The sequence below is a fragment of the Mesorhizobium sp. M0145 genome (assembly GCF_040322355.1).
Taxonomy (GTDB): Bacteria; Pseudomonadota; Alphaproteobacteria; order Rhizobiales; family Rhizobiaceae; genus Mesorhizobium.
Window position 1 is genome coordinate 85,540 of sequence record NZ_JAMYTK010000011.1, and the last position, 14,207, is coordinate 99,746.

Sequence of the window (14,207 nt, forward strand, 5' to 3'; positions counted from 1 at the left end):
CGGGAGGAGACGTGGACATCGGTCTTGTCGGCCGGTCCGTCCAGCTTCCTTCCGTCGCCATTGAGAAAGTGACGGTAAGTTGGACGCCTCCCAGCCTCTTCTTGAAGCGCGCGAACTGAGTGCGACGGCAAATGGCCAGCGCCTGGTCAGTGCGGTGAGCCTTTCGCTAGCGGCGGGCGACCGCCTCGCCATCATCGGCCCTAACGGCGCCGGCAAGACGACGCTGCTGCGCATGCTCTGCGGTACGCTGCGGCCAAGCGCAGGAGACGTGAGATTCTCCGGACGCCGGCTGGAGAGATTTTCGGCCGCCGAGCGGGCGCTGCACATGGCGGTCGTCGGCCAGACCGATCAGCCCGACCCGCGGCTTGCCGTGATCGACTATGTCGAGCTTGGGCGCGTCCCCCATGCGGGCTTGCGACGAAGGAGCGAGCAACGCGACATCGTCATCGAAGCGCTTCGCAGAACCGGCCTGATGCCGCTGCTCGGCCGCACAATCGGCTCGCTATCCGGTGGCGAGCGGCAACGCGCCCAGCTGGCGCGCGCCATCGCCCAGGAGCCCAAAATCCTGTTCCTCGATGAACCGACCAATCATCTCGATCCGCGCGCCCGCAGCGACCTTCTCGAACTCGTATCGCAGTTTGGCATGACCGTGGTGGCGGTGCTTCATGATCTGTCGCTGGTCACGCCATTTGCCACCAGGGTCGCGGTGATGAACGAGGCCCGCCTGCAGGCACTCGCCGGTCCGCACGAGGCGCTGACCAAGCAATTGATCCGCGAGACTTTCGGCGTCGACATGCTTCGGCTGCGCCATCCCACCGAGGACCGCGAACTTACGATCTTCGACGTTCCTAACCGTGCCTCTTCCCATCCTGATCTGACCAAGGAGCAACATTCGTGAAACGCCTCGTATTGTCTTTTGCCCCCCTACTGCTTGCCCAGGCCGCCTTCGCTTTTCCCGTGACCGTTGACAGCTGCGGCACGCCGCTGACGTTCGAAGCCGCGCCGAAGCGCGCCGTTATCCAAGATCTGAACATGGCGGAGATGGCCTTCGCGCTGGGGCTGCAACCGTCGATCGTCGGCCTGACGGGCATCACCGGATGGTACAAGGTCGGTCCGGAATTCAAGGCTGAGCAGGGCGCGATCCCGGAACTCGCGCCGAAATACCCGACGCTCGAAAACCTCGTCGCCGTCGAGCCCGATTTCTTCTTCGCCGGCTGGTATTACGGCATGAAACCAGGTGGCGAGGTGACGCCCGATACGCTGGCGCCGTACGGCATCAAGACGCTTGTGCTGACGGAAAGCTGCGTCCATCTCGACAAGAACCGCCCCGCGGCCTCGATGGACCTGCTCTATGGTGATGTCGAAAAGCTGGGCAAGATTTTTGGCAAGGAGGCCCAGGCGGGAAAGCTTGTGTCGGACTGGAAGGCACAACTTGCCGATATCACGGCAAAGATCGGCGACCGCAAGGGAACGCGCGTGTTTCTTTACGACTCCGGCGAAGACAAACCTTTCACATCAGGCAAGTTCGCGATCCCCAGCGCCATGATCGCTGCTGCCGGCGGCGACAACATCATGGCCGACATGGCGACGAGTTGGGGCAATACGGATTGGGAGACGGTGGCGGCCCGCAATCCGCAATTCCTTATCCTGCTCGACTACCAGGACGGCGGCGGCTACAGGAAACTGCTCGATTTCCTCAAAGCCCATCCGGCGATGAAGGAGACTGATGCGGTCAAAAATGAACGCTTCGTCGCGCTGCGCTATGCCGAACTGACACCTGGGCCTGCCAACATCGAGGCGATCGGCAAGATCGCCAGGGCGATGCACCCGGAAGCTTTCTGAGCTTGCGCCAGAGAGCGTTCGAATTGGCCATGACAGCAGGAGCAGCAGCAATTGCCGCTCTTGCTTTGTTGTCGATTGCCTATGGATCGACGGTCATCGCGCTGAGCGACGTGATTGCTGCGCTCGGACATGCGGCCGGGCTGGACGGAGATATCGTGTCCGGTCCGGCCGGCAAGATCCCGATTGCCAAGATCGTTGTCGATCTCAGGCTGCCGCGCACGATTATGGCCATCTGTGTCGGCGCCGGGCTGGGCGTCATCGGCGCGCTGCTGCAGACGGTAACGCGCAACGACCTCGCCGATCCGTTCCTGTTCGGCCTGTCGTCCGGAGCGGCGGCCGGCGCGGTTTCCGTCATCACCATTTTTGGCGACCATTTCGGCATCTGGACGTTGCCGGTCGCGGCCTTCACGGGCGGCGTATTAGCCGCCGGCATCGTGCTGTTGCTGGTTTCGCGGGTGAGGGGGCAAGGCCCCGAACGGCTGATCCTCGCCGGGCTTGCTGTCTCCTTCATGTTCACCGCCTTGACCAACTATCTCGTCTTTGCCGGAGACCAGCGCGCCGCTCACTCGGTGTTGTTCTGGACGATGGGCGGGCTCGGGCTCGCGCGTTGGGACAATGTCGGGCTGGCTGCTCTGGGCGCAGGCACCATCCTTGTCTATGGACTTTGGAACCATCGTCGGCTCGACGCTTTCCTGGCCGGCGAGAATGCCGCCGAAAGCCTGGGTGTGCCGGTTGCGCGGATGCGCAGGATGACATTTCTCGTCGCCGCTTTCTCGACAGCAATCCTTGTCTCGGTAGCAGGCGTCATAGGTTTCGTTGGCCTGATGATCCCGCATTTGTCCAGGACCCTTGCCGGCCCGCTACACCTTCGCCTGATCGCAACCTGCGCTATCTTCGGAGCGGTGCTGTTGCTGGCAAGCGATCTTCTCGCGCGCACGCTGCTGCCGCCGCAGGAACTGCCGATCGGCATCATCACCAGTTCGTTCGGTGCTTTCTTCGTGGTCACGATGCTCATTCGCAATCGCTCATGATGTGACTGCCATGCACACTTGCCGGCTTCTGGCACAATCCGGCTCCTTGAATTATGAGCACGCTTATTATATATGTCGCTCATGGTTTCCGACGGCATCGACAGATTGGGCTTTTTGATCCACGACGTGCAGCGCCTGATGCGCAAGCGCTTCGAGGCGCGCGCCAGTGGTTTCGGCCTTTCTTCGGCGCAATGGCGGCTTCTGGTACGTGTCGCCAAGGAGGCGGGTGTCGCGCAGGCGCGGCTTGCCGAGCTTCTCGAAATCGAGCCGATCAGCGTCTCGCGTCTTGTCGATCGCATGGAGGAGGGCGGCTGGATCGAGCGCCGTCCCGACGCAACCGACAGGCGAGTGCGCATGATTTTCCCGACCGCCAAGGCCAACGCGGCCTACACCCACGTCAAGAGCCTTGCCGGCGAGGTTTATGAGGAATCGCTCGTTGGCGTTTCGCCGGAAGATCGCCACGTCCTGGTCAGGGCGCTGGAGACAATGGTGCAGAATCTTGCAGATGGTGAGACGCCGCCCTCGGAAAAAGTGAAGAATACGGAAGGCGCAGCAGCATGAACGCGGTAGCCAAACTAGATGAGAATGCGGCCAAGCTGGAGATGGAAGCTCCCGCGAAGCCGGCGGCAGCTCCGGTAACGGTCGCTCCGCAGATAGCTCCGGCGCCGGTGGCGCCGAAGAAGAAGCGCCGTGCCGGCCGCTTCCTTTTGATGTTTGTGCTGCCCGCTGCGTTGATCGCCGGCGGCAGCTATGTCTGGGTGACCGGCGGCCGCTATCAGGAGACCGAGAACGCCAATCTGCAGCAGGCCAAGGTGTCGATAGCCGCCGATACGGCGGGCCGCATCGTTCAGGTCGACATTTTCGACAACCAGTCTGTCAAGCAGGGCGACGTGTTGTTCGCTATCGATCCCGAGCCCTACCGGATCGCATTGGCCCAGGCCGACGCGGCGGTGGCTGGCGCACGGCTCAATGTCGAGCAGCTGCGTGCGGCCTACAGCCAGGCGCTGGCGCAGGAGAAGTCCGACGAAAGCCAGGTCCAGTACGCGCAGTCGCAATATGACCGCGCCGCCGACCTTGCCCGCAAGGGCATCAACGCCAAGTCGTCTCTGGACGAAGCCAAGAACGACCTCGACAAGGCGAAGCAGCAGCTGGCCGTGGCCCAGCAAGGGATCGCCAGCGCCAAGGCGGCACTTGGCGGCAATCCCGACATCGAGACCGACAAGCATCCAACGGTAATGGCGGCGCTCGCCGCACGCGACAAGGCGGCCTACGATCTGGTCCAGACCACGGTCAAGGCACCTGCCGACGGCATCATCAGCCAGGCCGCTTCGTTCAAGGTCGGCCAGTATGTCGGTTCGGGCACGCCGCTGTTTTCGCTGGTCGAGACCGGCGACACCTGGGTCGACGCCAATTTCAAGGAAACCCAGCTCACCAACATGAAGCCGGGCCAGAAGGCCGAAATCGTGGTCGATACCTATCCGGGCAAGACGTTCGAAGCCACCGTCAAGGCGATCGGCGCCGGCACCGGGGCCGAGTTCTCGCTGCTGCCCGCGCAGAACGCCACCGGCAACTGGGTCAAGGTCACGCAGCGCATTCCGGTCCGCCTGGAATTGGCCGATGCCGACGCCAAGACGGCGCTGCGCACCGGCATGAGCGCGACGGTCACGGTGGACACCGGCGTTTCCCGCGGGCTGCCGAGCATTTTCGGCCGCGCCACGGCAGGCGAGGCCAGGTAAAGAGGCCTGGTAGCGGCCGCATAGCAAACAGCGAGATGGATGCAGGATTGGTCCGAGGGAGGCGCAGGAAAAGTTGAATGCGTGGACGGGCTGCGCTGTAGCCTGCCTGAGCAGACAACGCCGCGCAGGATCTTCGGTCCTCAGGTTTCCGGGCGGCAGGCGCCCGCTTGTCGAGACGCTCAGTCGATGTAACCCCCACATCGATGCTCGCGTCCCACCGCGATGAGGGTCTCTCTACAGCGAGGGCCTCGCCGTCCGGAAACCTAATGTACACGTTTTGTTACCTGCTGGAAGTTTTAGCTCATGAGCAGCCCAGAACCCTTTCGCGAAGTACCGCACCGCGGCCTGATCACAGTTGCGCTCATGCTTGCGACGATCATGCAGGCGCTCGACACGACGATCGCCAACGTTGCGCTGCCGACCATGACCGGCGATCTCGGCGCCTCGCCCGACAACATCAACTGGGTGCTGACCTCCTACATCGTTGCCGCGGCGATCATGACGCCGGTGACCGGCTGGCTTGCCGACCGCTTCGGCCGCAAGGAGCTGTTCCTGACGGCCGTGGTCGGTTTCACCGTCTTCTCAATGCTGTGCGGCATCGCCTGGAGCCTTGAGACCATCGTTTTGTTCCGGCTCATGCAAGGCGTGTTCGGCGCGGCCATCGTGCCGCTGTCGCAGACCTTCCTGCTCGACATCAACCCCAGGGAACGCCACGGCCAGGCCATGGCCATCTGGGGCGCCGGCATCATGCTGGGACCAATCCTTGGCCCGACGCTGGGTGGCTGGCTGACCGAGAATTTCAACTGGCGCTGGGTGTTCTTCATCAACCTGCCGGTCGGCATCATCGCCTTCCTTGGCATGGCCGCATATCTTCCCAGCGTCGCCCGTCGCGTGCGCAGCTTCGATTTCTTCGGCTTCACCATGCTCTCGCTCGGTGTCGGCGCGCTGCAGCTGATGCTCGATCGCGGCGGCGAGGTCGACTGGTTTTCCTCGATCGAGATATGGATCGAGCTTGGTCTTTCCATCACCGGTTTCTGGGTATTCACCATCCACACGTTGACGGCGGAGCACCCCTTTATCGACCCGAAGATCTTCCTCGATCGCAATTTCGTCACCGGGCTCGCGTTCATCTTTGTCATGGGCGTGCTCATCCTGGCGAGCATGTCGCTGCTGCCGCCAATGCTGTCGACCATCTTCGGTTATCCGACCCTCACCATAGGCATCGTCTTGGGCCCGCGCGGTGTCGGCACGATGATCGCGATGCTGTTCGTCGGGCGGATCATGCACAGGATCGATGCCAGGATCCTCGTCGTCATCGGCTTCCTGCTGACCGCGCAATCGCTCTACACGATGTCGAGCTTTTCGCCGCAGATGGACAACTGGCTTATCCTCAGCTCCGGCGTCATCCAGGGCCTTGGAATGGGAATGGTGTTCGTGCCGCTGTCCACCGTGGCTTTCGCCACGCTCGACGCACGCTTCCGCACCGATGCAACGGCGCTGTTCAGCCTGGTGCGCAATCTTGGCTCGTCGATCGGCGTATCGGTGGTGACGGTTCTGCTGGTACGCAACACGCAGATCAATCACGCCGAGCTCTCGGCCTATATCAATCCGTTCAATCCCAACCTCTGGGCGGCATCGCCGGCAGCGGCGGGCGGCGATCCGACGGCGCTGTCGCTGATGGATAGCATGGTCAATATCCAGGCGATGATGATCTCCTACGTCAATGACTTCAAGCTGCTGATGATGATGACACTGCTTGCTGTCCCCTTTGTTTTCCTGCTGCGCAAGCCAAAGGCTGCGCCGCCCGCCGGTGGGGCGCCTGCCGCGCATATGGACTAAGTCTCACGGCTCCGGCACCGCGACCGGCTCACGGCTTCCGTTGCCTGTGCCGGTAGCGTCGGCGTTGAGCCAGGTTCACCTGCCATTAGTATATCCGGACCAATATGCAGTCGCTTTTGGGTTGAAGGCGAGCCTCCTTAGCTTGCCTCAAGCATCAGCGGGAGGAATTGTGTTTGGCCACGAAGTCATCCAGGCAAACCGCCGACGCGCCCGAATCCGCAAATTTGACGACGCTGGCACAACTGGCGACTGCCTCATATGAGGCCCTCGAGCGCGAGCTGCGCGCCACGATTGCGGCACTTCAGGACCAGGCACTGCGGTTCCAGACCGCGATAGAGAACATCTCGCAAGGCATCTGTTTCTTTGATGCCGATGAACGGCTGATCCTGTGCAATCGACGCTATGCGGAAATCTATCGCCTTGCACCGGAGCAATTGCAGCCGGGTGCGGCGCTGCGCGAAATCGTCGAGCGGCGCGTCGCTGTCGGAACCTCGGCAATGAATGCGGACGCTTATCTGGCGTTGGCCCGGGCAGTCAATTCGGGCACGGCTTCGGGGAACTGGACAGCCGAGCTCGCCGATGGCCGGACAATTCAGGTCTGCCATCAGCCGATGCCTGACGGCGGCTGGGTGGCCACGCATGAGGACATCAGCGAGCTCAGCGCCAACCGCTTGGTCGTCGACGAGCGTATCTCCTTGCAGACGCTGATCGACCTGGTGCCTGACTACATGTGGGTGAAGGACACCGAAAGCCGCTTCGTCGTCGCCAACCGAGCCATCGCGTCCGACAGCGGTCGAGACAGCACGAGCGACATGATCGGTCTGAGTGACTTCGATCTTCACGCGCCGGATCTTGCGCAGAAATTTCGCCTCATCGAGCAGCAACTGATGCGCGACGGAAAACCGATGATCGACCAGGAGGAGTTCGTCGTCGATGCGTCAGGCACCGGCAAATGGTTCCTGTCTACGAAACTGCCGTTGCGCAACGTTCAGAACAACATTTTCGGCCTCGTCGGCATTGCCCGCGACATCACTGCGCGCAAGCAGGCCGAAATCCTTCGCGACGGGCAGGCGCATATCCTCGAGATGATCGCAAAGAGCGCTCCCCTCGAAGACGTGCTCGAGCGGCTCATGCGTCTGGTCGAGTCCCAACTGGCGGGGATATTCGGTTCGGTCTTGCTGCTCGACAAGGATGGCAGCCACTTGCGCCACGCCGCCGCGCCGAGCCTGGCGAGAGACTACACCGACGCCGTCGACGGCGCCGCGGTAGGCCCAAGGGCAGGGTCTTGCGGTACCGCAGTCTATCGGCGCGAGCCGGTGATTGTCGCTGACATCATGCAGGATCCGCTTTGGCAGGACTATCGCGAACTCGCGCGGCCACACGGTTTGCGTTCATGCTGGTCGACGCCGATCCTGTCGCATCAGGGCGCCGTGCTCGGCGTTTTTGCGATGTATTCTATGACGGTGCGCGAACCGACCGAGGCCGAGACTCGCCTCATCGATTTCACCACGCGCATCGCCGGAATCGCCATCGAACGCAAACAGGCCGAAGACCGGATCCACTTCATGGCCAATCATGACGTGCTGACCGGGCTTCCCAATCGCGCCTTGTTGGAGGACCGGCTTTCACAGGCGGTCTTGTACGCCCAGCGATACGATCGCTGGGTGACAGTGGTGTTCATCGATCTGGACAATTTCAAATTCGTCAACGACACGCTCGGCCACAATGCCGGCGACGAGCTCCTGAAGATCGTCGCAAGTCGCATGGTCGACTGCGTCCGGGCGACCGATACCGTCGTGCGACTTGGCGGCGACGAATTCGTCGTCGTGCTTTTCGACCAGCCGGCGAACGTCGATCTCGTTTCCGAGACCTTGCAAAAGCTCAGGGCTGCACTCGCCGAGCCGGTTCAGCTCGGAGCGCATCTTGTGCGGGCGACGGCCAGTATCGGCATTGCCAACTATCCCAAGGATGGAACGGATCCCGATACGCTGCTGGCAAATGCCGATGCGGCCATGTATCGCGCCAAGGAGTTCGGCCGCGATAATTTCCAGTTTTACGCTCCGGAGTTCAACACCAGGGCGCATGAAAAATTCGTGCTTCAGGAAGAGTTGCGAAACGCCTTGGCGCGTTCGGAATTCACGCTGCTCTACCAACCGCAGGTGGACCTTCGGTCAGGTCGGGTTTTTGCGGTCGAGGCGCTGATACGCTGGAACCACCCAACGCTTGGCACGGTAATGCCGACGATGTTCATCCCGACCGCCGAGGAGACAGGTCTGATCGTACCGATCGGCGACTGGGTTCTGCATGAGGCGTGCCGGCAGAACAAAGCCTGGCAAGACGCAGGACTGCCGCCCTTGACCGTTTGCGTGAATGTGTCGGCGCGGCAATTCAGGGAGCGCAACCTGATCGATCGCATCGTCAGCGCGCTGAAGGACAGCGGCCTGGAGGCCAGGTATCTCGAGCTGGAGGTGACCGAGAGCCTTATCATGCAGGATATCGAGCTGGCGGTCGCCACCATGAACGCCCTGCAAAGCCTGGGTGTCCAGATCTCGATCGATGATTTCGGCACCGGCTATTCCAGCCTCAGCGCACTCAAGACCTTTCCCGTGGCGCGGCTGAAGATCGACAAGTCCTTCATCAAGGATCTCGCCGCCGACGAGAACGATCAGGCTGTGGCCAGCGCGGTGATTTCATTGGGGCAAAATCTCAACCTGAGGGTCATCGCCGAGGGCGTTGAGACAGATGATCAGGTGGCTTTCCTGCGCAGGAACAATTGCGACGAAATGCAGGGCTATCATTTCAGCAGGCCGGTTTGTGCGCAGGACATCGAGGAATTGCTCGGCGGCGGCCGCAAAAACTGACGGATCGGTCGCCAGCAGGCTTCCGCCGACCAAATGGCGGAAATTATCTGCCGAGCACAAGGCACCAATAGCGAAGCGTGCTGTCGCGGCCGTCGCGCACATAGGCGAGGCCGAAGCGGGTGAAGCGCGGGTCGAGCATGTTGCGGCGGTGGCCTGGCGAATGCACCCAGATATCAAACAGCTTCTGCTGGTCGAAGCGGCCTTCGGCGATGTTTTCGGCGGCAGCGCCGGCAATGCCATTGTCTTTGACGCGCGAGGCAAAGTCCTTGCCCCAGCCGGTGGTGTGGTTCATTCGGCCGCCGCGCGCCATATAGCCGGCCTGCTGCAGCGCCGCCTGCTCGAGCGGCGCATCGGGGACAAGCGGCCCGAGACCCGCCGAAGCACGGATGCCGGCCAGCGTGCCGGCGGCGGAAGCAGAGACACCGGCGCTTTCGCCGGTAGGCAGCACGGCGGTTGCGCATCCGGTGAGCCCGGCAAGGGCGCCAAGGCCGGCAGCTCTGAGCAGCACGCGCCTGCTTAGGCTTGGTTGGGCCTCATAATTTTCGATTTTCGTAACGGTCATGCCGGCCTGACATAACCGCGATCATGGCTTTTGCCGGGCAGGGCGGTGAAAATGCGTGATGAATGGTTTCGACGCGATGGCACTGTGTCAGATTGATTTCACCGCTCAATCGAAACAGGCTTGCTCGGATGGCAGCATTCGCCCAGGCGGCTGTTCGGGCTCGACACTCCCAGGGACTCGATACCCAGTCAGGCATTCACGGACAGAGAGCTTCTTTTGCCCTACCTTTGCGGCTTCACGAGCGCTGGCGAGGTATCCTCGGTTGCAAATTTTCGCTGGGGGATATCGCTTGCAATGACGACCGGAGCGATTCGTACGCCTGAGCACCAAGCAGCCTTCGGTATTGGTCTTCGAGACGCTGATTGAAATCGTGGACGGTCCGGATCACCGCAAGCGCCTCGTCAGTTGCAACGATTAATTTGGCCCGTCGGTCGTTCGGATCATGTGAACGCCGAACATAACCGAGGCGCTCCAGTTCATCGATCAACTCACCCATCGATGCTTTGCCAATGCCCGCACGCTCTGCGAGGACGCTGGGTCGGGTTCCTTCCGCGTCGATGTTGGCGAATACAGCGCCGTGTTTGGGCTTGATTGCCGAATGGCCGCTCTCCCGGAGCACCTGGACCAAAGCGCTCGCCGACGATTGATAAGCATAGAGAAGCAGAGACTGCGTGTATGGCTGATTATCCATCTTTCCAAACTTATATGGTGCCCATATAGTATGGCAACCGAACTATATGACAGGAGATCAGCATGGCTACCGGCAACATCCGAACTGAAGGGGTGGAAAGTGTCGCGCACAGGCTGATCGAAGCTTGGAATCGTCACGATGCTCGCGCCTTTGCCGCCGTATTCGCGGCAGATGCCGAGTTTACAAACGTCTTCGGTATGCAGGCGACTGGACGTGACAAGATCGAGCAGTTCCATGCCCCAATTTTTGAGAAGATGTTCAAGCACAGCCATCTATCCGCCGAAAGCGTGCGGAACAGGCTTGTTCGCCCTGACGTTGCCACGCTCGACCTGCGGTGGTCCATGACTGGCGCGCTCGATCCGATGGGAAACGAATGGCCGCGTCGGCGCGGATTAATCAGCGTAGTGGCGACGCGGGATCATGATGAATGGTTGATTACAACGATGCACAATATGGAACTTGGGGACGATCAAATGGCAAAGTCTCAGGAGAAACTTCAAGAGGATAAGTAGGCTCTTCATTCACGTCAGAATCGAAAGCGACAGCCATCCAGCATAGTCAAGCCGATCTGATCGGGCAATGAGATCGAACGGCGGGTCAGGTGATCGGGATTGGCGAGCTATGCTACAGGAGTTGGTGCTGGATGGCCCGTGCCTTGTCCGGTTTGGCCGACCACAATGGCGCGCCTCATAGCCGGTCGCCTTGGTCTTGCGGGATCTAATGTATGAACGGCTTGGAGCGCTGGGCTCTCGCCGGCAGTTCTTGGCGGCGCGGTGATCGCCGGTCGGCTATTCCGCCGCCACGAGTTTGGTTTCCGGCGTCGATGTAGCCCGGCTGGCCCGATCGTCCTCGGTATCTTCCCACCAATCGCCCAGGGCGTCGATGAGCGGCACAAGCTTGAGACCGGGCTCCGTCAGGTCGTAATCCACGTGTAGCGGATAGCCGGCATGCGCTGTTCGCCGCACAATCCCGGCTTCCTCCAGCTTGCGTAGTTCGAGCGCCAGGATGCGGTGCGACACTGTCGGATTGTCACGCCTCAGGTCGCTGAAGCGCTTGGTACCGTCCTTGAGATAATAGAGCAGCAAGGTGGGCCAGCGACCGCTGAGCACACGCATGGTCTCCTCGATCGGGCAGCGTGAGACGACATCTTTCATGGCGGGACCTGGTTACAGAATAGTGCGTAATTTACATGGGGCGACCAGCGTTTAGGGTCAAGTTTCGCTGCGCAGCGTGACCCCTAAATCATGGAAGAGACAAAGAAATGGAACCTATTCTCCTTTACGGCTTCCCGCTGGGAAGTTCGATGGGGCTTGTCGCTGCTTTTGAACGCCTCGAACAACGCTACCGCCTGTGTCGTGTCGACATGCTCGCTGAGATGAAGAACGACGCCTATGCCAGTATCAACGGCCGCCAGGAAACGCCGGTGTTGATCACCGACGAAGGCAGGGTGCTCACCGAGACCATGGCGATTGCCGCCTGGCTCGAAGCTCGCGATACGCAACGTCGTATCAGCTTTGAGTCTCGCTCGCCGGAAGCCGACCGGATGCACCAGCTGATGGCTTTCGTGAACACCGGTTTCACCGCCGCTTTCACCCCGCTCTGGGCTGCTTATGAAATGGAGCCGGCCGAACCGGTGCTGCTGGCGACCTTGCGTGACTTTGGCCGCAAGGTCGTTACCAACCGCCATGACCAGCTCGAGGCGATGATCCTCGACACGGATTTCCTGGTCGGCGACCGGCTGACGCTTGCCGATACCACGCTGATCGGCGTGGCGCGCTGGGCGGAGTTCCACCAGGCGGTCGACGGCGCCGCTTATCCCAGGGTGGCGGCGCTACGTCGCCGCATCGAAGCCGATCCGGCCGTGCGATACGCGCTCGCTGTCGAGGCTGGCGAAAAGCCCGCCGGGTCAGGCGCTTGCCTCGGTCACGTGCCGCTGGCCGAGGTGATCGATCGCTTCGCGGCCTAATCCGTTCGTTCAGCCGCCCGGCGCCCCGGCGCCGGGCGGTGGCGACAAGCACGCCGAGATCCGCTATCTTACGGGCGTTCTTGAAGTGGCAGCTGCGGGCGGCCATCCTGGCGGTGACCGCCCCGACACACGGGAGAAAGGTTATGGCCGGCTTTCATGTCATGGCGGACGCACGTGGAATGCATGTACAGCCCACGGTGCGCCGCATCAGCACCGAGGATCTGATAGATGCGCTCCGTCTCGGCGTAGAGGATTTCTGGGCCAAGCCGTCGCATTATGTGTTCCTGTGCCTGATCTATCCGGTGGTCGGCCTGATCCTGACGCAGTGGACCTCGGGCTCGAACGCCATCCAACTCATCTATCCGCTGATGTCCGGCTTCGCATTGGTCGGTCCGTTCGCCGCTATCGGCCTTTACGAAATCAGCCGCCGGCGCGAGTTCGGCATGGATACATCCTGGTGGCATGCGCTCGACGTGCGCCACTCCCCGGCGCTGCCCGCGATTGCAGTCATCGGTATCACGCTGGTGGTACTGTTCCTGCTCTGGCTGTTCACCGCGCAATCGATCTACACCAGCCTGTACGGCAATCAGCCTCCGGCCTCTATCGTCGGCTTTATTCGCGAAGTGCTGACGACCAGCAAGGGCTGGACGCTGATCCTGCTCGGCAACCTGGCCGGGTTCGCCTTCGCCGCGATCGTGCTGGCGACGACTGTCGTCGCCTTTCCGCTGCTGCTCGACCGCGACGTCGGCGCGGTCTCGGCAGTCGAGACGTCGGCGCGCGCAGTTATGACAAACCCGCTGCAGATGGCGCTGTGGGGCCTGATGGTCGCCGTGCTCCTGGTCATCGGCTCGATCCCGCTATTTGCCGGGCTTGCCGTCGTCATGCCCATCCTTGGCCACGCGACCTGGCATCTCTACCGCAGGGTGGTCGAACCGGAGCGGGCAGAGCAGGTCAGGCGGCCGATGTAGGACCGATCAGCGTTGCGCGTCGGTTGCCATCTTGACGGCCAGCGCGGTCAGCACCGTGCCCATCATCCAGCGCTGGATCACCAGCCATAGCGGCCGCCCGGCGAGGAAGATGGCGATCGAGCCGGCCGTCACCGCGATGATGGCGTTGACGGTCAGGCTGATCGCGACCTGCGTGGCACCGAGCACCAGAAGCTGCGACAGCACGTGGCCCTTGCCGGGGCTGATGAATTGCGGCAGCAGCGACAGATAGAGCACTGCCACCTTCGGGTTGAGCAGGTTGGTCATCAGGCCCATGGCGAACAGCTTGCGCGGCCTGTCTTTCGGCAGTTCGCGGATCTGGAAGGGCGAGCGCCCGCCGGGCTTCACCGCTTGCCAGGCGAGCCACAGCAAATAAAGCGCGCCGGCAAGGCGCAGCACATCATAGGCAAAGGGCACGGCGAGCAGCAGCGCGGTGATGCCGAACGCCGCCGACAGCACATAGAACAAAAAACCGAGCGCCACACCGCCCAGCGAGATCAGCCCGGCCTTCGGCCCTTGCGACAGCGAGCGCGAGATCAGATAGATCATGTTCGGGCCGGGCGTCAGCACCATGCCGAGGCAGACCAGCGCGAAGGCAAGGTGGTTGGCGGGTTCAGGCAAGAGCGCATCTCCGGGTGGGGACACTCACCACATGCTTCCATCACCCGCAAGGGCATGACGGCAGGAGCCTTT

At 61.8% G+C, this 14,207-nt stretch carries 14 protein-coding genes; 10 read left to right on the forward strand and 4 right to left on the reverse strand.

The window, feature by feature from the left end:
• Window positions 1-79 precede the first annotated feature (79 nt).
• From NKJ28_RS17555 to NKJ28_RS17585, 7 genes are all read left to right on the forward strand, one after another.
• Window positions 80-898 (forward strand): ABC transporter ATP-binding protein, encoded by an 819-nt coding sequence (locus tag NKJ28_RS17555; RefSeq protein WP_502897392.1) that lies wholly within the window; start codon window positions 80-82, stop codon window positions 896-898.
• Entirely contained in the window at window positions 895-1,842 is a 948-nt protein-coding gene (locus NKJ28_RS17560; RefSeq protein WP_352636555.1) for an ABC transporter substrate-binding protein, read from the forward strand. The genes NKJ28_RS17555 and NKJ28_RS17560 overlap by 4 nt, the downstream gene beginning before the upstream one ends.
• Window positions 1,843-1,871: 29 nt before the next feature.
• The gene (locus NKJ28_RS17565) at window positions 1,872-2,873 is read left to right on the forward strand and encodes a FecCD family ABC transporter permease (protein WP_352624298.1); all 1,002 of its coding nucleotides are present in this window, start codon (window positions 1,872-1,874) and stop codon (window positions 2,871-2,873) included.
• An 81-nt stretch (window positions 2,874-2,954) separates the two neighbouring features.
• Window positions 2,955-3,434: a MarR family winged helix-turn-helix transcriptional regulator gene (locus tag NKJ28_RS17570; protein ID WP_352517870.1), complete on the forward strand. Its 480-nt coding sequence runs from the start codon at window positions 2,955-2,957 to the stop codon at window positions 3,432-3,434.
• Complete coding sequence (locus tag NKJ28_RS17575; RefSeq protein WP_352517859.1) at window positions 3,431-4,609, forward strand: HlyD family secretion protein; 1,179 nt, start codon at window positions 3,431-3,433, stop codon at window positions 4,607-4,609. Before NKJ28_RS17570 ends, NKJ28_RS17575 begins: the two co-directional genes overlap by 4 nt.
• Window positions 4,610-4,912: 303 nt before the next feature.
• Window positions 4,913-6,448 (forward strand): DHA2 family efflux MFS transporter permease subunit, encoded by a 1,536-nt coding sequence (locus NKJ28_RS17580; RefSeq protein WP_352636556.1) that lies wholly within the window; start codon window positions 4,913-4,915, stop codon window positions 6,446-6,448.
• Between the two features lie 173 nt (window positions 6,449-6,621).
• Window positions 6,622-9,309, forward strand: coding sequence for an EAL domain-containing protein (locus NKJ28_RS17585; protein WP_352636557.1), 2,688 nt, complete (start codon window positions 6,622-6,624; stop codon window positions 9,307-9,309).
• Between the two features lie 43 nt (window positions 9,310-9,352).
• Here NKJ28_RS17585 and NKJ28_RS17590 read toward each other — a convergent pair whose 3' ends face one another.
• Window positions 9,353-9,871 carry a CAP domain-containing protein gene (locus tag NKJ28_RS17590; protein ID WP_352636558.1) on the reverse strand — a complete coding sequence of 173 codons (519 nt, stop codon included), beginning with the start codon at window positions 9,869-9,871 and terminating at the stop codon, window positions 9,353-9,355.
• Window positions 9,872-10,106: 235 nt separating this feature from the next.
• A complete protein-coding gene (locus NKJ28_RS17595) occupies window positions 10,107-10,562 on the reverse strand; it encodes a MarR family winged helix-turn-helix transcriptional regulator (RefSeq protein WP_352592996.1) in 456 nt (151 codons plus the stop codon).
• A gap of 62 nt (window positions 10,563-10,624) precedes the next feature.
• On the opposite strand from NKJ28_RS17595, the gene NKJ28_RS17600 reads away from it, so the two are divergent.
• Window positions 10,625-11,074 carry an SgcJ/EcaC family oxidoreductase gene (locus NKJ28_RS17600; RefSeq protein ID WP_352636559.1) on the forward strand — a complete coding sequence of 150 codons (450 nt, stop codon included), beginning with the start codon at window positions 10,625-10,627 and terminating at the stop codon, window positions 11,072-11,074.
• 276 nt (window positions 11,075-11,350) lie between these two features.
• Here the strand turns inward: NKJ28_RS17600 and NKJ28_RS17605 are convergent, their stop codons facing one another.
• Window positions 11,351-11,716: a winged helix-turn-helix transcriptional regulator gene (locus tag NKJ28_RS17605; RefSeq protein WP_023674333.1), complete on the reverse strand. Its 366-nt coding sequence runs from the start codon at window positions 11,714-11,716 to the stop codon at window positions 11,351-11,353.
• Between the two features lie 107 nt (window positions 11,717-11,823).
• Here NKJ28_RS17605 and NKJ28_RS17610 point away from each other — a divergent pair, with 107 nt between their 5' ends.
• Both NKJ28_RS17610 and NKJ28_RS17615 read left to right on the forward strand, forming a co-directional pair.
• Window positions 11,824-12,528, forward strand: coding sequence for a glutathione S-transferase family protein (locus NKJ28_RS17610; protein ID WP_023674334.1), 705 nt, complete (start codon window positions 11,824-11,826; stop codon window positions 12,526-12,528).
• Between the two features lie 143 nt (window positions 12,529-12,671).
• A complete protein-coding gene (locus NKJ28_RS17615) occupies window positions 12,672-13,496 on the forward strand; it encodes a DUF2189 domain-containing protein (RefSeq protein WP_023674335.1) in 825 nt (274 codons plus the stop codon).
• A 6-nt stretch (window positions 13,497-13,502) separates the two neighbouring features.
• On the opposite strand, the gene NKJ28_RS17620 is transcribed toward NKJ28_RS17615, so the two are convergent.
• Entirely contained in the window at window positions 13,503-14,135 is a 633-nt protein-coding gene (locus tag NKJ28_RS17620; RefSeq protein ID WP_023674336.1) for a LysE family translocator, read from the reverse strand.
• Window positions 14,136-14,207: the final 72 nt, after the last annotated feature.